The sequence below is a fragment of the Aeribacillus sp. FSL W8-0870 genome (assembly GCF_037963755.1).
Lineage (GTDB): Bacteria > Bacillota > Bacilli > Bacillales > Aeribacillaceae > Aeribacillus > Aeribacillus composti.
In genome coordinates, this window is the sequence record NZ_CP150165.1 from 787839 (window position 1) to 811929 (window position 24091).

General features: G+C 38.8%; 19 protein-coding genes. 14 read left to right on the forward strand and 5 right to left on the reverse strand.

Annotated elements, in window-relative coordinates:
- The first annotated feature begins 34 nt into the window (after window positions 1-34).
- Window positions 35-1639 (forward strand): MFS transporter, encoded by a 1605-nt coding sequence (locus tag NSU02_RS03825; protein ID WP_327847713.1) that lies wholly within the window; start codon window positions 35-37, stop codon window positions 1637-1639.
- 202 nt (window positions 1640-1841) lie between these two features.
- On the opposite strand, the gene NSU02_RS03830 is transcribed toward NSU02_RS03825, so the two are convergent.
- Complete coding sequence (locus NSU02_RS03830) at window positions 1842-2285, reverse strand: ferritin-like domain-containing protein (RefSeq protein ID WP_327847693.1); 444 nt, start codon at window positions 2283-2285, stop codon at window positions 1842-1844.
- A 334-nt stretch (window positions 2286-2619) separates the two neighbouring features.
- On the opposite strand from NSU02_RS03830, the gene NSU02_RS03835 reads away from it, so the two are divergent.
- From NSU02_RS03835 to NSU02_RS03855, 5 genes are all read left to right on the forward strand, one after another.
- Window positions 2620-3159, forward strand: a complete 540-nt coding sequence (locus NSU02_RS03835) for an O-acetyl-ADP-ribose deacetylase (protein ID WP_339194318.1) — start codon at window positions 2620-2622, stop codon at window positions 3157-3159.
- Window positions 3160-3510: 351 nt separating this feature from the next.
- Window positions 3511-4221 (forward strand): AAA family ATPase, encoded by a 711-nt coding sequence (locus tag NSU02_RS03840; RefSeq protein WP_339194320.1) that lies wholly within the window; start codon window positions 3511-3513, stop codon window positions 4219-4221.
- 92 nt (window positions 4222-4313) lie between these two features.
- A complete protein-coding gene (gene ybaK, locus NSU02_RS03845; RefSeq protein ID WP_339194322.1) occupies window positions 4314-4787 on the forward strand; it encodes a Cys-tRNA(Pro) deacylase in 474 nt (157 codons plus the stop codon).
- 148 nt (window positions 4788-4935) lie between these two features.
- Complete coding sequence (locus NSU02_RS03850; RefSeq protein ID WP_339194324.1) at window positions 4936-5226, forward strand: polyhydroxyalkanoate synthesis regulator; 291 nt, start codon at window positions 4936-4938, stop codon at window positions 5224-5226.
- Window positions 5227-5271: 45 nt separating this feature from the next.
- The gene (locus NSU02_RS03855; protein ID WP_339194326.1) at window positions 5272-6951 is read left to right on the forward strand and encodes an AarF/UbiB family protein; all 1680 of its coding nucleotides are present in this window, start codon (window positions 5272-5274) and stop codon (window positions 6949-6951) included.
- Between the two features lie 222 nt (window positions 6952-7173).
- On the opposite strand, the gene NSU02_RS03860 is transcribed toward NSU02_RS03855, so the two are convergent.
- Window positions 7174-7980 carry a glycosyltransferase family 8 protein gene (locus NSU02_RS03860; protein ID WP_339194328.1) on the reverse strand — a complete coding sequence of 269 codons (807 nt, stop codon included), beginning with the start codon at window positions 7978-7980 and terminating at the stop codon, window positions 7174-7176.
- Between the two features lie 201 nt (window positions 7981-8181).
- Here NSU02_RS03860 and NSU02_RS03865 point away from each other — a divergent pair, with 201 nt between their 5' ends.
- From NSU02_RS03865 to NSU02_RS03900, 8 genes are all read left to right on the forward strand, one after another.
- Window positions 8182-10401, forward strand: a complete 2220-nt coding sequence (locus NSU02_RS03865) for a helix-turn-helix domain-containing protein (protein ID WP_339194330.1) — start codon at window positions 8182-8184, stop codon at window positions 10399-10401.
- Between the two features lie 142 nt (window positions 10402-10543).
- Window positions 10544-11398, forward strand: a complete 855-nt coding sequence (locus NSU02_RS03870; RefSeq protein WP_063389218.1) for a 3-hydroxyacyl-CoA dehydrogenase family protein — start codon at window positions 10544-10546, stop codon at window positions 11396-11398.
- Between the two features lie 22 nt (window positions 11399-11420).
- On the forward strand, window positions 11421-12200 hold the full coding sequence (locus NSU02_RS03875) for an enoyl-CoA hydratase-related protein (protein WP_063389217.1): 780 nt from the start codon (window positions 11421-11423) through the stop codon (window positions 12198-12200).
- A gap of 164 nt (window positions 12201-12364) precedes the next feature.
- A complete protein-coding gene (locus NSU02_RS03880) occupies window positions 12365-13918 on the forward strand; it encodes a class I adenylate-forming enzyme family protein (RefSeq protein ID WP_066248842.1) in 1554 nt (517 codons plus the stop codon).
- 410 nt (window positions 13919-14328) lie between these two features.
- Window positions 14329-15702 (forward strand): IS1380-like element ISGsp2 family transposase, encoded by a 1374-nt coding sequence (locus tag NSU02_RS03885; RefSeq protein ID WP_044899598.1) that lies wholly within the window; start codon window positions 14329-14331, stop codon window positions 15700-15702.
- A gap of 710 nt (window positions 15703-16412) precedes the next feature.
- Window positions 16413-18131: an acyl-CoA dehydrogenase family protein gene (locus tag NSU02_RS03890; RefSeq protein WP_327873236.1), complete on the forward strand. Its 1719-nt coding sequence runs from the start codon at window positions 16413-16415 to the stop codon at window positions 18129-18131.
- A gap of 759 nt (window positions 18132-18890) precedes the next feature.
- A complete protein-coding gene (locus NSU02_RS03895) occupies window positions 18891-20114 on the forward strand; it encodes an NAD(P)/FAD-dependent oxidoreductase (RefSeq protein WP_066248852.1) in 1224 nt (407 codons plus the stop codon).
- 33 nt (window positions 20115-20147) lie between these two features.
- Complete coding sequence (locus NSU02_RS03900) at window positions 20148-20720, forward strand: hypothetical protein (protein ID WP_339194334.1); 573 nt, start codon at window positions 20148-20150, stop codon at window positions 20718-20720.
- Window positions 20721-21003: 283 nt separating this feature from the next.
- Here NSU02_RS03900 and NSU02_RS03905 read toward each other — a convergent pair whose 3' ends face one another.
- The 3 genes from NSU02_RS03905 to NSU02_RS03915 form a co-directional block, all read right to left on the reverse strand.
- On the reverse strand, window positions 21004-22272 hold the full coding sequence (locus tag NSU02_RS03905; RefSeq protein ID WP_339194335.1) for an AMP-binding protein: 1269 nt from the start codon (window positions 22270-22272) through the stop codon (window positions 21004-21006).
- 118 nt (window positions 22273-22390) lie between these two features.
- A complete protein-coding gene (locus tag NSU02_RS03910) occupies window positions 22391-23161 on the reverse strand; it encodes an IclR family transcriptional regulator (RefSeq protein WP_339194336.1) in 771 nt (256 codons plus the stop codon).
- Between the two features lie 14 nt (window positions 23162-23175).
- Window positions 23176-23976 (reverse strand): IclR family transcriptional regulator, encoded by an 801-nt coding sequence (locus NSU02_RS03915; RefSeq protein ID WP_339194337.1) that lies wholly within the window; start codon window positions 23974-23976, stop codon window positions 23176-23178.
- Window positions 23977-24091: the final 115 nt, after the last annotated feature.

A 24091-nucleotide genomic window follows, 5' to 3' on the forward strand; every position in this document is an offset into this window, starting at 1 on the left:
TTTGAAAGAAAAAGCATCTAGTCAAACATGGGCAATGATATTATTTTCAATTGGCGTGTTTATGGCTGCTTTAGATAATGGAATCATTAGTGCTGCACTGACAACGATTAACAATTCGTTCGAAGTTTCTGCTAATTGGGGGGCATGGGGAGTTACCCTTTATACATTAGGATTAGCTATCAGTGTCCCGATCATCGGAAAAATATCGGATCGATATGGACGGAAAAAATTATTTATTGTTGAAATTGCTTTGTTTGGTTTGGGATCTTTACTTGTTGCTTTAAGCCCAAATTTTATTTTTTATTTAAGTGCTCGATTCTTACAGGCTCTTGGTGGAGGGGGAATCTTCATTATCGGTAGTTCACATGTACTAAGTACGATGCCGGTTGAAAAACAAGGAAAAGCCCTTGGAATGTTGGGTGGAATGAATGGGATTGCCGCCGTTTTGGGACCGAATATTGGCAGCATGTTATTGGATTTAACAGGTAAATGGCATGTATTATTTTTTATCAATGTCCCGATAGCGATATTTTTAATTATCTTTGGATGGTTAAAATTAGAAGAAACGAAAGACCCGGAAACTGGGCGTCTCGATTTGTTCGGAACGGTTTTACTATCTCTTTCCGTTTTAGGAATCATGTATGGATTGACGAATATCGAAGGTGTCGAATTTGTAGACAGCTTGTTGAGCCCAAATGTGTATGGTTTTATTTTATCGGGGATTGTTCTTTTCATTGCTTTGATTTTTCATGAAAGCAAACTCGAAAGAAATGGCGGCGACCCTGTTCTTCCTTATCGTTTGTTAAAAAAACCTACGTACCTTTTAACTTTATTAATAGGGACTTTCTCTGGGGCGTTGCTGGCAGCCATGATTTTTATCCCGGCATTTACAGAACAAGTGCTCGGGATTGCGTCAGAAAATTCCGGGTATTGGTTAACACCCCTTGCAATAATGGCGGGAATCGGTGCATCTATGGGTGGAGCATTCGTTGATAAAAGAGGACCAATTTCAGCGGTGATATTATCGGGAATCATAACTTCCATCGGTTTTCTCTTGTTCCCGACATGGATTGATTCAAAATGGCAGTTCATTATTTCTTCGTCGGTTGCAGGTTTGGGAATGGGAATACTTCTCGGTGCCCCGTTAAATATTTTAGCGACAGAAACGCTGAAGTCGGATAAAGGTTCCGCACTTTCTACCTTATCGTTAAGCCGACAAATCGGTATGACCCTCGCTCCAACGATCTACGCAGGTTTCATCGCTAGGGGATTCAATCACATTCCCGAGTTATTTAAATCCCATTTTCCTATTATACTAAAGGAAAAGATAGGAGGGACGAGTTTAAGTTCGGAAGCCATGAAGGAGTTTTACCAACTATCTCAACAATTTGGTACGTCATCTGGGGAATTTTCCGAAAATCAGATGCTGGGAATCATCAATCAAGTCAAAGATCCAGGGTTAAAAGAAGTGATCCAATCGAGTGTCGATCAAATCACCTTAATGGCAGCACAAGATGGTTACAATGGACTCTTTTATTCTGCCGTAACCTTAGCGATCATGACAATTTTCGTTACTTTGATCCTAATTCCCATTCGCAAAAGAAAACTTGGGGAGACAAAGCAAGTTCATTCTTCATAAGCAGTTGATCATGTTTAAAGATGTTCACTTTTCATAAAGAATGAAGATCACCGGGAGGAGAAATGAAATTCGGTTAGTTAAGATGGTTTACATTTATCCGTTGGCTTTTACCTCCTAAATTCTTGCAAAAGAGAAATAACCTACAAAAATGTATATGACATTATCATTGTACACACATTTTAGCCGATTGTTTTTTTTAGTTTCAATCGGCTTTTTTTTGTATGTCATGTAAAGCCTGATTCAAAAGGTCAAGATGTTTTATGTTTTTATCTAAAATTTGTTGAACAAGTCTGTAGCTTTGGTCATCTAAAGTTCCATTTACTATGTTCTGTGATATTTCAATACCACGTTTTTCACCAGCTAGTGCATCTTTTACTATATGGTCCGGTTCATTGTTGTGGTCTGTTAACATTTTAAATATCTCCATACTTTTCCCTTTGATTCCAGGATGATCAACTGGTTTTCCGCCAAGATCTTGTATTCTTTTCGTTATCTCCATCGCATGTTGCTGATGATTTTGCTGTAACTGTTGTAACAGTAATTTAAGTTCCGGTTGCTTAGCACGATTTATATATTCATTATAAGCGTGAATTGCCATATAATTTCCTTTTAAAAATTCATTTAAACTGTTTATAGCACGTATCACTTCATGTCCTCCGTAATTTATTTTTAAAAGTATTTATAGTTTGATTTGTATGGTAAAAAAATATGCAAGCTTTATTGTAACAGTTGGTCTTATATGTATTTTCCGATTTATATTTGTTATGATAAGACAAAGAAGAAATGGTTGTATGATGTCAATATGAAAACTCCTAAAGGTCGCACAATTGAGACATCATTGAATTGTTCAAATTCGTTCAAAAAACGATCGTGGATATAACACAATAAGGTTTAAAGTATCGTCTAATAGGGTTTCCGTAACTAGGAGCTGACTGTCAGTATACAAATTCATATTTGTATAAAAACGGAGGTTGATATTAATGAAAATCGTTATTAACGATACTGAATTGGAGGTAATAAAAGGCGATATTACAAAGTGTACTGTTGACGCGATTGTTAATGCGGCTAACAACGGACTTTTGGGAGGCGGGGGTGTCGACGGCGCGATCCATAGAGCAGGCGGACCGGAGATTATGGAGGAATGCAAAAAGATCAGGGAAAGAACAGGAGGATGTCCGACCGGGGAAGCAGTTATTACTACTGCAGGAAAATTGCCCGCCAAATACGTTATTCATACTGTCGGACCAATATGGAAGGGCGGAGCCTATCAAGAAAGGGAGCTGCTAAGAAATTGCTACATAAACTCCTTTAAGCTTGCGGAAGAGCATTTCGTAAAAACGATCGCATTTCCAAATATCAGTACTGGTGTTTATCGTTTTCCAAAGCATGAAGCGGCCCAAATTGCTTTAGAGACCGTTAAGGAGTGTATTCAAAATCAATTCATCCGAAGCATTCAATCAATATTGTTCGTTTGTTTTGATGACGAAAATTATCATATTTACAAGACGTTGATCAGATAGGAAAAAACTCTTTTTTCGAATCGATGTCCACCATACAAAAGGCATTTATTCGTTGGGCTTTAATAGTAAACTATAAGTTTTTGCGACATATTTATCAAAAACTAAGAAAATATACAGCGTTGAGACGAAAATCTCCATCGCCCGTTTCGTTTATAATGAAACTTTTTCAATGAATGCAGAAATTTGGAAGTCGGAATACAACATTTGATGATTTTCAAAGCGATCAACTTCAAAGGTCGCAATATTCCAAAAAATTTTTTCCATAAAACATCAAGCAATCGGCAGTTGTTTATTTTATGTGAAACGTGCACAGTGAATATGAAAATACGAACGACTTTGGAGATGAATTCAATGTATTTGAAAAGCCTCGAAATTTTAAGAAATAAAGATATTAATTTAAATAGCTACCCGTTTTCGATTCCTGCAATAAAAAATTTAAAATCCATTTCGTTTCGTTCCAATATTACTTTTTTTGTCGGGGAAAACGGTTCCGGAAAATCAACGCTCCTTGAGGCAATAGCTTATCAGTGTGGCTTTAATACAGCCGGAGGAGGCAAAAACAATAATTTTCATGTAGATGCTTCCGATGCGGCCCTTGGGGAATACATACGGCTGTCATGGATGCCAAAAGTGACGAACGGGTTTTTTTTGCGAGCTGAGACCTTTTATCATTTTGCGTCGTATCTCGATACAATTCCTGAAAGTCTCCCTTATTATGGAGGCCGTTCTCTTCTCAAACAGTCGCATGGGGAAGCTTTTCTCTCACTTTTAACAAATCGTTTTGGAAAAAAAGCGATCTATCTGTTGGATGAGCCTGAAGCAGCACTTTCACCTGCTAGACAGCTGACTTTATTAAGAATCATAAAAGATTTGGAAAACGATGCGCAGTTTATTATTTCTACTCATTCTCCCATTTTACTCGGCTATCCAAATGCCCAAATCTTAAATTTTGATGAACATCCGCTAAAGGAAGTAAAGTATGAAGAAACTATGCATTATATTATTACTAGGCGGTTTCTCGAAAATAGAAAAAAGGTGTTAAGTGAACTGTTTAACGATTGAGACACAACAGCCTGTGTTGGAGATGCCGTACATTTATATTTTTCATCACATCACTCACCCTGAAATATTCTGCTTTTGGAGAGGTATAAACAATGAACACAAAAACAAACGCAATGCGAATTCTTGATAAAGAAAAAATACAATACAACGTGATTACTTACGATGTCCAAAAGGGGAAGGTCGATGGGATTTCTGTTGCACAAATGATTGGCAGAAGCCCTGAATCAGTATATAAAACATTAGTTGCTAAGAGCAGCGCCGGCAACATTTATGTATTTGTCATCCCTGTTGAGGCAGAATTAGATTTAAAAAAAGCTGCGAAAATAACAGGAGAGAAAAAAATCGAAATGCTGCCAGTAAAAGATTTACAAAAATGGACAGGCTATATCCGCGGAGGCTGTTCGCCGATCGGCATGAAGAAACATTACTCGACGATTATCGATTCAACTGCATTGGAACACGAGCATATTATTGTCAGCGGGGGCAAAATCGGCGTGCAAATGGAGCTCAGCGTCAAAGATTTGCAGCAAGTAACTGAAGCGAAGCTGGAAGATGTGACGAAATAACAAAAATAGCCGAATTTTATAAGATGTGGTTGTTGTTTTACACTTCGAAAAGAAAGTGAAGGAATTTTACTGAATAAAATAGAAGATTAAGGTGATAACAAGGATAAAGCCTCGTGTTGAAATTCGAAAGAAATGGAGGGCAAGCATAATGGATTTATTCAAAAAGGGATTGGCGTTCGGACTTGGTTTAGCTGTAGCAAGCAAAGAACAAGTGAAAAAGTTTGTAGATGAACTCGTGAAAAAAGGCGAGATATCGATTGAAGAATCAAAAGAAGTTTTTAACCAGCTAATCAAGCGCGGTGAAGAAGAAAAAACTGAACTGCAGCGTCTTGTTCGAGAGCAAGTGGCTCAGGTGATCAACAAACTAGATATAGCAACGAAAGAGGATATCCGAGAACTGGAAGAAAAGATTCGCAAATTGGAAAATGAAGATGAGTAAAAGAGGACCTGTTAAAAGGTCCTTTGTTGTTGAGGAGGCGGTAAAGTGGTCGGAAAAAGGATGCGGCATATTGGCCGTTATCGGGATATCGCATCTGCTTTAATTCGCAATGGATTTGGATTCGTCGTAGAGGAAATGGGTATTTCGCAATTTCTTTCTTTGCCGCAAAAAGCTTTTTTTGGCAGAAAAACTGAGCATCATTCCAAAACGATAGGTGAACGGGTAAGGCTTGTATTGGAAGAGTTAGGCCCGACATTTATAAAATTAGGTCAAATTGCGAGCACCCGTCCTGATTTGCTGCCGGAGGAGATTATTAGTGAATTGGAAAAATTGCAGGATCGAGTTCCGCCTTTTTCTTTTGATGAGGTGCGTGAGATTGTTCAATCAGAATTGGGCGGTGAAATAGAAAAAATTTTTCGGCACTTTGATCATGCTCCGTTAGCTGCTGCTTCAATAGGACAAGTTCATCAAGCCGTTTTGCATTCGGGTGAAAAAGTGGCTATAAAAATTCAACGCCCTCATATTTCGAATGTGATTGAAACGGACTTAGAAATTCTTCAAGATTTAGCGGTATTAGCGGAGCATAGGCTAAAATGGGCTGCAAAGTATCAGGTCAGGGACATGATTGAAGAGTTTTCAAAGGCTCTTCGTGCTGAGCTCGATTATACCATTGAAGCCCGAAATGCAGACAAATTTTCTAAACAGAGTGCAAATGAACAAGCTGTCTACATTCCGAAAGTGTTTTGGGAGTACTCGACGAAAAGAGTATTAACAATGGAATATGTAGAAGGAATTAAACTAAATGAGATTGAAAAACTAAAAACAAATGGATACCATTTGGATCATATTACAGAAATTTTATCAAAAGAAATTTTCCGGCAAATATTTATAGATGGTTTTTTTCATGCCGATCCCCATCCTGGAAATGTCATCATTAAGCAGGGCGGAATCATTGCCTTCATTGATTTCGGAATGACCGGCCGGCTTACATCGGACATGAAGCATCATTTCTCATCATTAGTGATTTCTTTAATGAGACAGAGTACGGATGGCGTCATGAAAGCCATTTTGCGCATGGGCATCGTTCCTGAAGATATCGATTTAAAGCAATTGAGAGCGGACATCGAAGATTTACGGGAAAAGTATTACGGTGTTCCGTTACACCAAGTCAGCATCGGTGAAGCTGTGAACGACCTTTTTCGAGCAGCTTTCAAACATTCCATCAAAATCCCTTCTGATTTAACACTATTAGGAAAAACGCTTTTGACGGTTGAAGGCGTGGTCGAAAAATTGAATCCTGATTTTAGAATTATCGATGTTGCTGAGCCTTTTGGTCACCGGCTGGCAAAGGAGCGCTTGCATCCGAAGTATATCGCTGAAAATGCATGGAAACACGTAACAGATTATACAGAACTGCTAATGGATTTTCCAGCTTATGTAGCAGAGATCGCTTCTTTAATGAAGCGGGGCAGACTCCGCCATGAGATCACGATTCCGGAATTAGATCTTTTTCTGAAAAAACTTGACCGCATCAGCAATCGGTTATCGTTCAGCATCGTGCTATTGGCATTCAGTATTATTATGGTAGGGATTATTATTGGTTCTTCAATGGGAAGGCAATCAACACTGCTTTGGAAAATTCCAGCGATTGAAATCGGTTTTGGCGTAGCAACGCTCATGTTTTTGTGGCTGTTATTTTCCATTTTTAAGTCAGGACGGTTTTAGTCAAAAAGAGCCGTCCAGAAAGTCAAATCCCCATTGAAAACAAAAAATCATTAACGGTGATATATCAACGTTTTCTAAAACATTAATTCATATCTCCAAAAGAATTTAAAAAAGTACTTGACTAAATGTAAGAAAGGGGTGTCAATAAGCCGAAAAAACGACTTATTAGACAGCCCCTTTTATTAACGCGGAGATGTGATGATAAATGTTTTTTGCCGCTCTTTATAGTATTTCGTACTTTTTATAAAAAGCTCCCAGCTCTCCTTTATAGTTTTTTTGCCAAGGCTTGTCTTTCCCGCAATAATGGATAAAAACAGTATTCTCTTTTATCCACTCCATCCCATGCTTTGCATTTGGAAGCAATTTAATAATTTCATAATATCTTGCATCATAATTGTATCGATAACAATCAACAGGTTTAATTTTATCCCAGTATAAAGCATTGAGCACATCTTGATCAGGAAGGACAAGCTTTAAACGGTTTTCATTAATAAATGCATAAATATCTTCCAATTTCACTTCTTTCCGAATCCGTTCCAAATTCATAAGCAAAACGCCCGTATTAAAATATCCTTTCGCATTCGGGGTTTTAAGCCTTAATTTATTAAAAAGGTTGGCAACTTTTGTAGAGTGTGTATGTTCAGAAGCAATAAACAAGCAATTTTCAAAATCACTATAGTAAAAATCTTTGATGGGATTGATTACAACGATGTCGGGATCAAGGTACAGAATTCGGTCCAAATCGTCGGGCAAAAATTGATGGGAAGCTAATCGATAATACATTTCTGATGTATAATGGCGAAAAACGGGTGCATCTTCAAAGAGCTTAGGATCTACGTATATTGGATATAAACTTTGGTTATGACGTTTTACAAATTGATCCAATTCGTATAAATCTTGATCGGAAATATTTGAATACATGATATATATCGAAAATTTTTCTTCAATATTATTTTGGAATAATGAATTTAACATAACTTTCAGCGGGGGAATATAATTTGAATTCAGTGTGACAAGAATATTGATCATTTGTACCATCCTCGCAAAAGATCGTAGCAAAATTTTTAAAAGCGTGGATAAAGCCACAGCTATTTAACAAATTACCATCAACGTTTTCATTTTTCAAATAAAATTTGTACGCAGCATTTGTTTTTGCTTAAATTGAATTATAGCATGTTTTTCATTTTTCGAAATATTGACACAAGCTTCTTCAAAAAGGAGGAGTTCTCTTTGACAGAATCAAAACGGGAAAAATTAATGAGAAAGATTGAAAATCATTTGCGAAAAACGGCTAGACATCTAGTGAAAATTGATACGGAGGAAGAGGCATTGCAATTTTTGGCTGATTCCTTCCGCTCCCAGTTTTCATGTGATTTTGTCGGCATCATTTTACAAGAGGGAGAGGAGCTGAGTTTGAAAGTTTGGAGCGGAGATTTGCAGAAAATAACGGAATCCTTTCCGCTGCAGGTTCAAAACTGTTCGCCGAATCTCCTTCACCAAAGCTTAACATATGATAAAGCAGAGCAAGCAGGCGACTGTCAGTTTACCAATTTAATGAAAAAAGAAAAAGTAAAAACGTGGTTTACAGTTCCTCTCAAAGACGATATGAGCAGCTTGGGCTTTTGCATTATTGCTTATCTTGACTACGTACCTCTGTTGGATATGAAGGCCCATTTTGACGAATTCGGCAAAGATGTAGCTGTTGCGATTGCAATGGCGAAACAAAAAGAAGCACAAATTAAAAAAATCGAAGGGATCGAGTGGATCAGCAAAAATTTGTCGCTTGATGTTCCGCTTGAAAAAAATATTGAAACACTTGTGGAACGCGCCGGAAAAGGAACTAATGCAAGGATGGCTTGTATTTATTTATATAACGAAAAAGAAAACCATTTTATTTTTCAGCCTCCATCCTATGGTCCATTTGAAAAACCGGAACGGATTAATATTGAAACAAATTATGTTTTAAAAGAATACTTTCCGTTTTTGGATACTCCAGGCGGGTCTGAACTGACCGTTCCATTAATATTTGATTTGAAAACAATCGGTGTGCTTCATGTAGAAGGGAAACAAAAGGGAGTTTTTAATGAAGATGATTTGGAGATATTAAAGCTGCTTTCCAATCATATTGCCGCTATTTTGGAAAATGCCCGTTTATATAAAAACGAAAAGGAGCATAAAGAACGTCTTTACTTTCTGCTTGATTATCAGCACGCTCTTGTGAAAGAAACAGTAGAGCATGACAATTTTGACGGTATTACTTCTGCTTTAAGAAGTCTTTTTTCCAAATCCGTCCTTTTGTTCGACCGTTTTATGAGGCCGATTTCTTGTTCCTTCCATCATTATGATTTATCAAATAAAGATGTAGAAAGGCTGATGAGCAGCGGAAATAAAGAGAGATTGATAGAAAACGGAAGGAAAATCCACATCCAATTGGATGACGGGGAAGAGCTTCATTTCAGGCTGTGGAAGGTGAACGGCGGAGGAAATTTGCTTGGGTTTTTGGCTGTTGAAATTGGCGAAAATGACATGGATGAATTTGACCAGCTGACAATTGATTTGGCAAGAAATATTTGTTCGATCCAATTTATCAAGCAGAAGCTTGTTTTGGATACAAAAGAGCAGGTAAAGGATAGCTTTGTCAGCAAATTGCTTGTGGAACGTATAGAGGATCAAGAGCGGATTTTACAATATGCGAATTTATTCCAATGGAACTTATTTCATCAGCACCGATTAGCGGTGTTGTCGATTTTATTAGATAAGAAGGAAACGGAAAACAGTAATTTGCTTGTTCAACAATCTAAAAAAACATTGATTTGGGACCAGTTGAAAACACAAATTTCCCGTTTCAGCAAAGAAATTATCATGGCGACAAACGATGGAAACTATATATTGATTGTTCCGGTAAAAGTAGAAGGCAAGCATCCAAAAAACTATTGGAGAGAATTTTATAGAAATATAAAAAATTGGGTTCGAGAAGGCAATATTGAATGCCAAGTATTCATGGGGATCGGCGGTAAAACTGAAAATTTAAATGATTATTATATTAGCTATCAGCAGGCTATCCAAGCTTTGAATGTCGTGTTTCACAGGTTTCGCCAAAAAGGGTTTGCTTTGTTTGAGGAATTGGGCGCTTACACTATTTTACATCATTTAGATAATAAAGAAGCGGTGGAATTTTTCATCAAAAGGCATCTTGAACCGTTATTGAATTATTCGGAAGGGAAAAGTATGGATTTATTCCATACGCTGCGAGTATTCCTTTATAACAACGGAAATATTAAAAATTCGGCAGAAGAGCTGTTTATTCATCGAAGCTCCCTTCTTTATCGTCTTGAAAAGATTGAATCGCTGCTGGAAATTGATTTAAATGATGCTGATCATCGATTCAATATGATGATGGCTTATAAGCTTTATGACCTGTATTATTCAAAAACAACTGAAAGAATATAAAAGCGCCGCAGCGTTTTTTCCACAAAATTGTTGATAGAAGAGAAGCTTTTTCCGTATTTTGTAGGTGTTTATTTCATTTTATATTTTCTATAATAATTTACAGAATATTAATAAAGTTATGTTTTTAAAAGGAGTTGTGACTATGACGATATCTAAAGTCGGGGTAGTTGGAGCAGGCTCGATGGGAAGCGGCATCGCCAATTTGGCCGCCATTTCAGGATTTCAAGTTATCTTGCATGATGTCGAACAAAAATTTCTTGATAACGGCTTATCAAGAATAAATAAATTTATGGAAAAAAGCGTTGCAAAAGGAAAAATGACCGAAGAGCAAAAAAAGGAAGTTTTGGAACGAATTCAAGTTACGACAAATTTGGAGGATTTTAAACAGGCTGATATTGTGATTGAAGCTGTTATAGAAGATTTGGAAGTAAAAAAAAGCGTTTTCGCGAAATTGGATCAAATTACATCTGACCATGTGATTTTGGCAACAAATACTTCTTCCATGTCCATAACAGAGATTGCGTCTGCAACGAACAGGCCGGAACGCGTCGCAGGAATGCATTTCTTCAATCCTGCGCAGATCATGAAATTAGTGGAAGTTGTTCGAGGATATAAAACAAGCGATGAAACAGTAGTAGAACTGAAGGAATTTGCGAAAAAGCTGAATAAAGAGCCGGTGGAAGTGAAAAAAGACACTCCAGGATTTATTGTCAACCGTATTATGATTCCGCAATTTATTGAAGCGATTAAGCTGCTCGAAGAAGGGGTAGCTACAGCGGAAGATATTGATAAAGCGGTTACGCTCGGGCTGAACTATCCTATGGGGCCGTTCACACTTCAAGATTTTGCCGGTGTTGATATCGGCTACTACGTAATGGAATATATGAAAAATGAGTTTAATGATAACCGCTTCGCACCTCCAATGCTTCTAAAGCAATTAGTAAGAGCAGGAAGACTTGGAAGGAAAACAGGAGCCGGTTTTTACGACTATGACTAATCATGAGAATGGGGGACTGAAGATGAGCTTGGAATTTTTAACATGCGATATTGAACAGCATGTAGCAGTTGTCACCATCAACCGCCCGCCTGTCAACCCGCTGAATTCAAAAGTATTTAAAGAGCTTGTAACCATTTTTAACGAGCTGGAAGAAAACAGCCAAGTAAGAGTCATTATTTTAACAGGCAGCGGTGAAAAAGCATTTGTTGCCGGAGCAGATATTAACGAAATGGCTGATCTCGATCTTGTTGGCATGATGAATATGAACCGTGTGTCAAGGGAAGCTTTTTCAAAAATTGAAAACGCATCCAAACCTGTCATTGCTGCCATTAACGGTCTTGCTTTAGGCGGAGGCTTAGAGCTTGCATTGGCTTGTGACCTGCGGATTTGCTCGGAAAAAGCTAAATTTGCTTTCCCTGAAGTCGGTCTTGGCATTATTCCTGGCGGCGGAGGCACCCAGCGTCTGCAAAAAATTGTCGGTCAAGGCATTGCTAAAGAATTACTTTATTTTGGCGACATGTTTGATGCTAACAGAGCGTTGGAGCTTCATATAGTGAACAAAGTTGTACCTGGCGAGGAACTGCTGGCAACTGCCAAACAATGGGCAGAAAAGCTAGCCCAAAAACCGCCTGTAGCTCTTCGTATGCTGAAAATAGCTGTCAATGCTGGCAGCAATGCTGATCTGGAAACAGGATTGACCCTTGAAGCATCTAGTTTTGCCAATGCCTTTTCAACAGAAGATCGAAAAGAAGGATTGAAAGCGTTTGTAGAAAAGCGCAAGCCGGTTTACGTTGGAAAATAATAAAAGCGATACAACCGACTTCATGTAGAAAAGGTTATTTTATATAGAAAAAGTCATCGAACGAACAAATCATGTAATTTCACGAAGTGTCCGATATGAAATGACTCAGGATGCTTCGTGTCTTACATGGTTTGAATATTTGCGTAAGAGGAGATGGCGAAGCAATGAACAATTATTTGTTTTCGGTGTACGAGTTGGTAGAACATACGGTGAAAGCCTATAAAGATAAAGAAGTGCTCTATGACCTGAAAAACAGATTGACCTATGGCGAATTTTTTCAAGAAGCTAATCGGCTGGCTGCGGGTTTGAAAAAGCTGGGGATCAACAAGGGAGATCGAGTCGCTGTTTGCTTGCCAAACTGGAACGAAACAGCCGTTATTTTTGTAGCAGCGGCCAAAATAGGTGCCATTCTAGTTCCGTTTAATCCGAAGTATAAGCATCACGAAGTGGAATACATTCTCAAAAATTCGGAGCCAAAAGTGTTGTTTGTAACGGAACAGTTTGATGAAAACATTGGATTTAAGCAAGCGTTCCAAGTTGTAAAAACTTTGATTTCTGTTCGTTTTGAACATCCTGATCTATTATCCTATCAAGAAGTAGCGTCTTCCGCGTCAGAAGATGCTCCAGCTGAAAAGCTTGATGTCAACAACGATTTGTTTTGTTTATTGTATACATCAGGAACGACAGGCATTCCGAAAGGTGTAATGATCAGCCATCGCGCCATTGTTCAATCAGCTAATATTATAGCTAAAACGATTAGATGTACTGAAAAAGATGTGTTTATCGTTCCTGCTCCTTTATTCCATATTTTTGGAATGGCCGTCAACTTGTTTTGTGCGATCTCTTGCGGCGCAAGGATCATTTTGCAAGAGAAATATCATCCGAAGGAAACATTAAAATTAATTGAACAGGAAAAAGTGACGATCAAACAAGGAGTTCCCGCCATGTTTATAAAAGAATTAGAACAAGAAGATTTTGAAGATTATGACCTTTCTTCATTGCGAGCGGGTATTGTCGGGGCATCACCTATTCCACCAAACAAAGTGAAAGAAATTCGGGAGCGGATGGGAATAAACTTGTGCCAATCATACGGAATTACCGAAACGGGATCTGTTACTGCGACTGACTATGATGAACAGGATGAACGAGTGATATTGGAAACTGTAGGAAAACCGATCGAAGGTGTAAAGCTGAAAATTGTAGACGAAAATCGGCAGGAGCTCCCTCCAGGCGAAGTTGGTGAAATTGCCATCCACAGCTTTGGCACCATGAAAGGGTATTACAAAATGAAGGAACAAACAGAGCAGGTTTTGGATAAAGAAGGATGGTTTTATACGGGAGATCTCGGAGTGTTGGATGAAAAAGGAAACCTTCGTTTCGTCGGGCGAAAAAAAGAAATGATCATTCGTGGAGGCTTCAACATTTATCCGCAGGAAGTCGAGGCAGTTTTAACTAAACACCCTCAAGTTGTCGAAGCAGCTGTCATAGGCTTGCCTGATGAAGTAATGGGCGAATCAGTTTGTGCTGTTATAAAGCTGAAAAAAGGCGCAGCTTGCACAGAGGAAGAATTAAAAGAGTTTGTTAAAGCGCAAATGGCATCATACAAAGTTCCAAACAAAATTATTTTCACAGAAGATTTTCCTGTCACAGCGAGCGGTAAAATTCAAAAGGTAAGACTGAAAGACCAAGTGATGGAAAAATTTAATATCAATGCATAAATGGTTCGTTGAAAAGAAGAGTTTAAGAACAGCTTATCGGCTGAAACATTGAAACTCCGGCGATGATTTGGAAAATATCGGGATATCTTATGAAGTAAGCATCAATTCCATATAATGTTTCCTGTTGGTTTCTTTACACTGCCGGCCGGCATTATTATTTATTTAACTCGTCGTAACGGACAGTTTTGCCATGGTATTGAAGTTATTCATGCGTTTGATGTCCATGCTGCGATTTGGAAGCTGGTTTATTGACTGAATAAACGAGTTATAATTTCCGAAAATTCAGATAAAATAACAATATCTCAAATCTATTACCTGAATCCGTGACAAAACATCTTTACAATGGTCGCAAACCGTTGATACGATAAGGGAAAACGACGTTGACGATTCTTCATCAAGTAGGTGATGTGATGAAAGATTTCCCGATTCGGTTTGTATTGACAGATGAAGCGATTACCCCAAGTGCTGGGCTTGCTCTCGTTGGCTACTTACTCCATCGAACGAAACTGGATAAACGGGTAAACGCACTTCGGCTTCCAACGGTTCGTCGAGAAGTGCACATTTCCCATAGCGATGTCATTCGCTCGATGATTGGCTTGCTTGCCACAGGAAAAACGGATTTCGATCATATCGAAGCGTATCGTCAGGACGATATCTTTTCGGCATCGATGGGGATTCAGCACGTGCCTTCCTCTCCAACCTTGCGACAACGACTCGATCAGCTCGCTTGTCTTCCGATGACCGAAACGATTCTTTGGGAGGAGTCCATACGTCTGTTGATTCAACGACATGCCACTTTGTCCCCTTGTTGGACCAAAGGAAAGACGACATGGCTTCCCCTTGATATAGATGGTTCCCCATTTGACAACTCCGATACGAAAAAAGAAGGAGTCAGTCGAACGTATAAAGGATTTGACGGTTTTACACCGTTGTTTGCGTATGCAGGGAAGGAAGGGTATCTCGTTCATGCCGAGTTGCGTCCAGGGAAACAACATGTGCAAGACAACATGCCCTCGTTTTTAGTCACCGCTATCCGTCGAGCTCGTCAACTGACTTCATCTCGTCTGCTTGTTCGCATGGATGCAGGAAACGATGCAGAAGCGAATGTGCACGTATGCCTAAAGGAAGACGTGGACTTTGTCATCAAGCGAAACTTACGCCGAGAATCGAAAGCGCTTTGGTTCCAGATCGCTTCGCAAAAGGGCAAACGTGTCGATGATGGACAAAGCGAAGGAGTACAAACCTATGAGCTATGCCTTCCACAGAAGGCAGCGATCGATGGAAACACGTATACGTACGTTCAAGTCACCCAAGTGACGGAACGGACGATGGAACGCAATGGACAGCTGATGCTCGTTCCTGATTATGAAGTGGAAAGCTATTGGGTGCGGCTCAAAGGATACGAGCATGTTCGAATGAGCGATGTGCTCGCGTTGTATCATGACCATGCGACATGCGAACAGTTTCATAGCGAACTGAAGAGCGACTTAGATTTAGAGCGGCTTCCATCTGGGAAGATGAAAACGAATGCGCTCGTGTTGGTCATGGGAGCCTTCGTTTACAATCTTCTTCGTCTGATTGGACAAGATCTATTAAGCGATCCGAGACATCCGTTGCACCACAAAGTGAAACGCCGCCGCATCAAGACGATTATTCAGACGGTGATCACGATGGCAGGGCGACTCGTCCGTCGATCACGACAGATCTGGATGAAACTGACGCGAAGGAGTGGCTATAGCGAGCCCCTACTGAACGTCTATCAGAAATGGAGAGAGGCAAGATAACGAACGAATGTTCGGGAACTGATGTCCAACGTCACTCCCTGTGCTTTTTTGTCTATTTTTTTGGTTCGTATACCTAAAAAAGAGATTTGTTCCATTTTCGGAAATAGAGATGACATAGGTCATAAGCATAAAAAGGGTTTTATGGATTATCAATCCATCAAAATTACAACAAAATCAAAGTCGATTTCAATTCATCACGGATTCAGGTATTATTTTTACTTCCAATCTTTTGAAATTTGAAAACGATTGCAAAAAATGTTCATAAGCGTTTGATGATTGTGCATGCTCATTTGATTTCATTTGCGAGATCCGGATTTTCTTAATCTTTTGGCGGCTCCCTGCTTCTATTCTTGTCTTTTTTCGATATTGCAGCAGCAATTACTTACCTTCCATATAATTTGTCGTCTCTTGATGAGCTTTTCAGCCGTTATTTCGGCTGACTCCGCCTCTTTTTTTGGACGCAAAGGAAAAGTGATGTATGATTTGGAATTTCCCGCTATTCTTTCGTGCCTTTAGCTTTTGTTCTTTCCATTATGTATGTGATGCCATTATGTTTTGCGCTTCCATTCAGCAAGCTTATACAGATGCCGGTGGTTATGGGGACTGTTTTCAGCTTATTGGTGCAAATGCACTTTTCTTGTTTTTGCTCTAATAACAGGTGAAGCAGCTTTGGTAGAAAAATGAATGGTAAAAAATAGAGGTGTTATAAAATGGAACAATTTTCAAGCAACCCTTTTTTGAAAAAAGTGATTTCTTTAGATGATATATTTACACCGGAGAATTTTACTGAAGAACATCGCATGATAGCTAGCACTGCATCAGCCTATGTGGAACAAGAAGTTTTGCCTGTTTTGCCGGAAATAGAAAAACAACAATTTGATCAATCGATTGAGCTCTTAAGAAAAGCAGGAGAATTAGGTCTATTAGGATCAGATGTGCCTGAAGAATACGGAGGGCTTGATTTAGACAAAATCAGCTCGGTTATCATCATGGAGGAAATTGGAAAGACGAGATCTTTTTCAACAACATTTGGAGGGCAAATTGGAATTGGCTCCCTTCCGATTGTGTATTATGGAACAGACGAACAAAAGGAAAAATATTTGCCTTACGTAGTTAGCGGCGAAAAAATTGGTGCGTATGCATTGACAGAACCGTCGGCAGGAACGGATGCCTTAAGTATCAAAACGTCAGCACGATTGTCTGATGACGGCAAATACTATTTAATTAATGGCGAAAAACAATTTATTACTAATGCATCTTTTGCAGATTTCTTTATTTTGTACGCGAAAGTGGACGGTGAGAAGTTCACCGCCTTTATTGTCGATAAAAACAGTGAAGGGATTACAATAGGACCGGAAGAAAAGAAAATGGGTTTAAAAGGCTCTTCAACAACACCGGTCATTTTGGAGGATGTAAAAGTTCCGGTTGAAAATGTATTAGGGGAAATTGGCAGGGGACATTTGATTGCGTTTAACATTTTGAATAACGGCCGCCATAAAATATCAGCGGCAAGCCTCGGCATGGCAAAAAGAGCATTGGAGCTCGCCGTTCAGCATGTAACAGAGCGGAAACAATTTAATCGGCTGCTGTCGCAATTTCCGTTAATTCAAGAAAAAATAGCCGACATAGCTGCAAAAATATTTACGATTGAAAGCATGGTATATCGTTCTGCCGGCGAGTTGGATCGGGGATATCAGTACTGTAAAGAAAATAATATTCCGTATAGAGATATTTTAAAGCAATTTGCAGTGGAAGCTTCGATCAACAAGGTGTTTGCCTCCGAAGCGCTGGATATCATTGTGGATGAAGCGCTGCAAATGCATGGCGGATACGGTTATATTTCCGAATATGAAGTGGAGCACCTTTACCGCGATTCAAGGATTAACAGAATATTTGAAGGAACAAACGAGATTAACCGGATGATTATTGCCCAAACACTGCTGCAATCAAAAGCGGAATGGACGGATTTCAGAAAGCTTGATGAAGGTCCATCTGAAGAAATGGCGCAGGAGTGGGAGCTGCTGTCCAACTTGAGAAGGCTCGCGGGACAAGCGATGGAAATGATTTTACAGTCATCTGAAAATTATAAGGAAGAACAAGAAATTTTAGCATGGTTGGCAAATTTGGCTATTTCGATTTATGCAATTGAAAGCAATTTATTTCGAGTGGAAAAATTACTTGCAAATAAAGCTCAGAAAAAAATAAAAGAAAAGAAACTATTGGCAAAAATTTTCGCATATGAGGCATCTAGTAAAATTGTGTCGGAAATGTTCAAGTTCAGTGTGTTACACGATGAACAAATAAAGCAGCAAAAAGAAAAATTATTTAAAACGATTCAATCAAGCAACAATGATTTTGTTCATGATAAACGATTGATAGCATCTGCCGTTATATCTGCCGGAAATTATTCAGGCATTCACAAGCTATAATCGATTTTTTCTTACGTGGAAGTCCGATAAGTTCCAAAAATAATTCAAGTAGGGCTGTTCAGGAAGTCAATTCTCCATTGAAAACAAAAATCATAAGATCATATATAACGTTTCTAAAACATTTAAGGGGGCGTCATAAGCCGAAAAAACGACTTATTTGACAGCCCCCTTAATATATTTCGATTTTTGTTTGAAGGGGCTGTCCAAAAAGTCAGGGTTAACTGACTTTTTGGAGCCCCTTCATTTTAGGGACTTATCGGACAGACCATTTTTTCTATCTGTTTATATCCTTCAGATGTCTTATGAAGGACTTTTCTTATGCTCTCTTTTTTAATTACGTTCTCCAAACGTTTTATGACGAACATTCAGCACATACAATTGCTTCTTGTTGAACTTCATTACCTCTAGAAGGACATTTACAAATTTTATTCGATTATTTTGTCCTTCACAGTAGTATTTCTCCCAAATCCTTCATTTTAGGAACTCATCGGACAGCCCTTTTCAGCATGTATGAGCTGATGCCGCAATCCCAAACTCAACATATACCTTATCGAGCTCCCGCAAAGAAAATCTGGCACCTTGCAGACGCGAGGGGCATTCAATTTAAAAAAATAACAAAGGTATTTTATTTGTCTCGCATAGAGGAACAAATGAGTGACGAATAAAGAAAAAATGCCATTATAATAGAATCATAGTAAGCGTTTCCATCAATCAATCAATCAATCCATCCATTTCATTTATGTAAAGGAGAGATATGTCATGAGCAACAAGCGTACAGTTGTCGTTGTAGGCGCCGGTCCAGTTGGCCTTGTAGCAGGATTGGCACTTAAAAAAAGAGGAATTTCTTCTGTCGTGATTGAAGCAGAGCCGAAAGGGCGGCCAAGACCTGGAAGCCGAGCAATTTATATTCATAACGCAACGTTGAAGCTGCTTGAAAGCATTGATGAAGGACTTGGTTTTGAAATTGCGAGAAATGGTGTTGTCTGGCCGATAAAACGCACGATTTATAAAGGGAAAGAAGTGTACGTAAGAAATTACGGTGTGACGGATACTAGTGATCCGACAAAGCTTCCGCCATTTACGTCATTACATCAAAATCATATTGAATCGATTATATATGATTATTGTGAAAAAGCCGGCGTTGAATTTGTATGGGATACCCCTGTGAAAGAAGTGATTTCAGAAGAAGACGGCATTAAAGTGGTGACAGAAAAAGGGGATGTTTGGGAAGCGGAATATGTGATTGGTTGTGACGGCGCTCGTTCTGTCGTCCGTGAAACAGCAGGATTAAAATTTGAAGGGCCAAGAACAAAAGATACATTTCTTGTCGTTGATGTTGAAGAAGATGAAAACGATCCGCTGCCGCTTGAAAGGGTTTTCCACTATCAGCATCCGGCAATGGGCGGGCGGAATGTGATGTTTGTACCGTTCAAAGGCGGGTGGAGAATCGACCTTCAACTGCTGGAAGACGATAATCCAGATGAATATTCGGAAGTGGAAGGAGTAAAAAAATGGCTTCCGAAAGTTATGGATCCTAAATATGCAGAACGGATTACGTGGGTATCATCATACAGATTTCATCAAGTTGTCGCCAATTCATATACAGACGAAAAACGAAGAGTTCTGTTGGCAGGAGAAGCTGCCCACTTATTTGCACCATTTGGTGCTAGAGGGCTGAATTCGGGGGTTCCTGATGCTTTAATTGCTGTTAAAGGAATTGAAAAGGCTCTTGATGCTTCAAGCGAAGAGAAAAGACGCGAAGCGATTGAAAAAGCGGCAAATGAACGGAGAATTGCAGGCTTGTGGAATCGCAACAGCTCTTCGACTGCATTGCATCACCTGCAAGGAAATTCTCCAGAAATGAATTTAAAAAGGGAAATTGCAGCATCTTTAACAGCCATTGTGCCGAAATTAGGAAGATGGCTTGATGAAGGTCCTTATGGCCCAAAATTTGGTCCGCCTGAATTAACAACAAAATATTAATCGCTTTTGATTTTATATAAAGGGGTGGAAAACATGTCAATTACGCTCATTGAGAACCATGCTTCATATGATTTCAAGCATGAACGAGTCAATCAAATGGCGGATCGTCTGCTAAACATTAACTGGTACCAGCATGTCGGAACAATTCATGATGACGTCCAGAATAAAGCAGAAAAATTTTTGCAATCACTGAATATAGAAAATTGCGAAATTAAGTGGATTTCAAAAGATGAAATTGGAAATATATACGATACCATTCGGTTAACTAACAGCTCTTTATGGGAAGCATTGAAGGTGCTGCCTGACAGGCTGAAAGAGAAAATTGATCAATCCGGACAAGAGGAAATTTTGAACGAAATCGTCTATCATTTGCCGGAAGCTGTATTTCATGAAGTCTATAAAGGTGCCTTCAAAACATTTTCAGATGAATCATTCATTCGGTTTTTAGTTGGCCATGCCATGTACATCAGCTTGTTGGCATGCGCATGGGAATTGGTTGCAAATATAAACGAATGGGGAGAAAATCCATTTGCCTATTTAGTTGATATTTTAGAAATGGGACATATTCCATTAGGTTCAAACAACCAAACATTTTATATAATGTAGGGGTTCCATATGTGTGCGGCAGCCATATTTTCGTGCGAAAAGCATGTAAAGGAATCGCTGAAGCTGTTAGATGCACCGCATGTCATAATATTAAGTCATTACACGAAAAAGAAATGCAAGTTTTGTCAGAAAAAAGCCGTTTTTAAGTTTGAAGAATAAAATTATGCAAAATAGCAGCCTTGTCTTCTTACAAATGAAGCAAGGCTGCTTTATTTTTTGGAGATAAGAAAATCTTCATCCTTTTCTAGTTGTGCGGAAAACGTTTTCAAAAATATATATGTGTTTATCTTTTTTTTCGATTGTCCACAACTCTTCTTGCTTTCATTGTAAAGCGAGGCAGCTCGTTGTCTGGAACTTTTTCAACTTGAATTCTTAAACCGACTCGTTCTCTTAATTTTGTTGCGAGGATAGGCACGATTTGTTCAGAATCGGATTCAATTTCCACTTTGATTTGATCCATTTCATTTTCTGTGTAGTACACGATGCGAAATTCTTTCACTTCTTTGAATTCGCGAATAATGGATTCAATGGAAGACGGGTAAATGTTAATGCCCCGTATTATGACCATATCGTCTGCGCGGCCGAGAATTCCTCCAGGGAAAAATTGATAAGAATTGCCGCATTCACATTGCTGATCAGACCGGATCACGATATCGCCTGTCCGATAGCGAATAACCGGATAGCTTTCTCTTCCTAAATTGGTTAATACTAATTCTCCTTTTTCACCAACTTCCACCGGCTCCAACGTGTTAGGATTGATCACTTCTACAATAAACTCCGATTCATTGACATGAATCCCTTTTTGTTCTGAACAAGAATAACCGTATGCTCCCATTTCTGTCATGCCTACGTGGTCATATAAAACGGCTCCCCACAAACTTTCAATTTGCTTTCGTGTAGAAGGGACAGAGGCTCCAGGTTCACCAGCCGTAATGATTTTTTGGACAGGGCCATTTTTAATATCAATGCCGTTTTCTTCCGCTACTTCCGCCAGATGTAAAGCGTAGCTTGGAGTACAGACTAGTACTGTTGCTCTGTTTTCTATCATGCTTCTCAATCGCTCAATCGAAGTTTGGCTGCCGGATGAAATCGAAAGGGCACCTAATCGTTTTGCTCCTTCAAATGCAGCCCAAAATCCAATAAAAGGACCGAACGAAAAGGCGAAAAATACTCTGTCTTTTTTCGTAACTCCGCTGGAGCGATAAACTTCCAGCCAGCATGTTTCCCACCATTCAAAGCTTTTTTTTGTATCTAAAATTTTCAGCGGTTTCCCTGAAGTGCCGGAAGTTTGATGGTATCTTACATATTCCTCTAAAGGGTATGAATGGTTTTTGCCGTATGGAGGATGATTGTTTTGATCATCGACCAATTCCTTTTTCATTGTGAAAGGAAGCTTTTTCACTTCTTCCAAAGATTGCAGCGGAAGCTTTAAACCGGCAAGTTTTTCTTTATAAAATTCATTATGATTCAAAACAAAATGTAACAATCGATTCAGTTTTTGCAATTGCAGCGACCTAAGTTCGTTTTCTTGTGTTTGTACTGTATGAACCATGAATATTCCTCCCTTTTAGACTTGTAGCTAGTTTCTTATCATAGTCAGAAAAGAAAGAAAAAGGAATATTCTAGTTCTTTTATACAAAACAAAAAATTCAAAATTTTAAAAAATGTACTCATTTTCCGTCGATATAACCTAAATGCTCTGATATGCTTTTAGCTGCTTGCGTAATATGTTCAATAAAGACTGGAAACCGATCATCTGTCATTCTGGAAGTTGAGCCAATCATGGACAGTGAAGACACCACTTTGCCGGAATAATCGCGAATTGGTGCTGCGATCCCGACATACCCGACATAAAATTGGTCTTTTGATATGGCAAATCCTTGTTTTTTAATTTTTTTTAACTCATTTTTTAAAATGTCTGGATCGGTGATCGTATAGGGAGTGTATGCATATAATTTTTTCGACAAAACTTTTTCAATTGTTCGTTTGTTTTGATAAGCCAGAATGCATAACCCTTCACTTGTGCAATGAATCGGATTTTTCCGCCCTATATATGTTAACAGCCGATCGGGCTGGCTGCTTTCAATTCGGAACAAATACACTACTTGATCCTCTTCCAGAAGACAAATATGGGCGGATTCATTTAATGTGTGAACAAGCCTTTTTACAATGGGCAGCGCTTCTTTGTACAACTCATGATTGCTGAAAATCACGCCTCCTAATGTTAGAATCGAAAGGCCTAATCGATACTTGTTTGTCCGGGGATTTTTTGATAAAAATCCTTCCTTTACAAGCAATGAAACAAGGCGATGGGCGCTGCTTTTGGAAATATTTAATTTTTTTGATATTTCGGTAATCCCTAGCTCTTTTTGTTTATGTGTAAAAAGACGCAGAATTTTCATTGCGTTCTTCACAGATGACAGCCAATATTTTTCGCTCATGTTAGTCCTCCAGTCTAGTCGTCATTGCCGAACAATTGCTTCGTTTTTCTCTGTTTTATTAATTCAGAAATTCTTTCTCCCGCATTCACCACTTTTTTTATAAGCTGCTTGATGTTAATGGAATTGATTCGCTTCGTAGAGCCGGTAATGTTCACTGCTGCAACCACTTTATTATGTTCATTAAAAATGGGCGCACCGATTCCGATGATCCCTTTTTGGAACTCTTGATTGCAAACGGCGTAGCCTTCTTTTTTTATTTTCAAAAGCTTTTCTTTTAATTGCTCGGGTGAAGTGATCGTGTTCGGACCGTATTTTTTGAAGGGCTGCGAGCAAATTTTCTCGATTACTTCTTCGTCTTCAAAAGCTAAAATGGCTTGACCGGGACTTGTGCAGTAGACAGGATTCCTTCTGCCGATATGGGTATATTCTTTTTTTGAAGGATAGGTGCATTCAATTTTTTGCAAATAAATAATTTCGGTGCCTTCTAATATGGAAATGTGCGAATTTTCGCCTGTCTCCTCTGTTAAAACATTTAGAACCGGCGTCGCCTCATTTAAAATTTTCAATTGGGAGCTAACGATGCTTGTTAATGTCAAGATCGAAGCACCTAAACTGTAATGATTTGTGTTTATATCTTTGTATACAAATCCTTCGCTGGCTAAGCTTGTTAAAAGTCTGTGGGCAGTGCTTTTTCCGATATTTAGCTTTTCGGCTATTTCTGACACACCCAGTTCCGGTTCGTCCATTGAAAAGCTTTTTAAAATTTTTAAAGCGTTTTCAACAGAAGAAATTCTTTTTTTACTTTGAGAAGCCATCCATATCACCTGTAAAAAATTTTTTGATTGATGAGGAAATCCATTTTTGTTCTGTATATAAGAAAAATAATGTATTTTTAGATTTTTTTCAATATTAAGATGGTAACAAGACCAT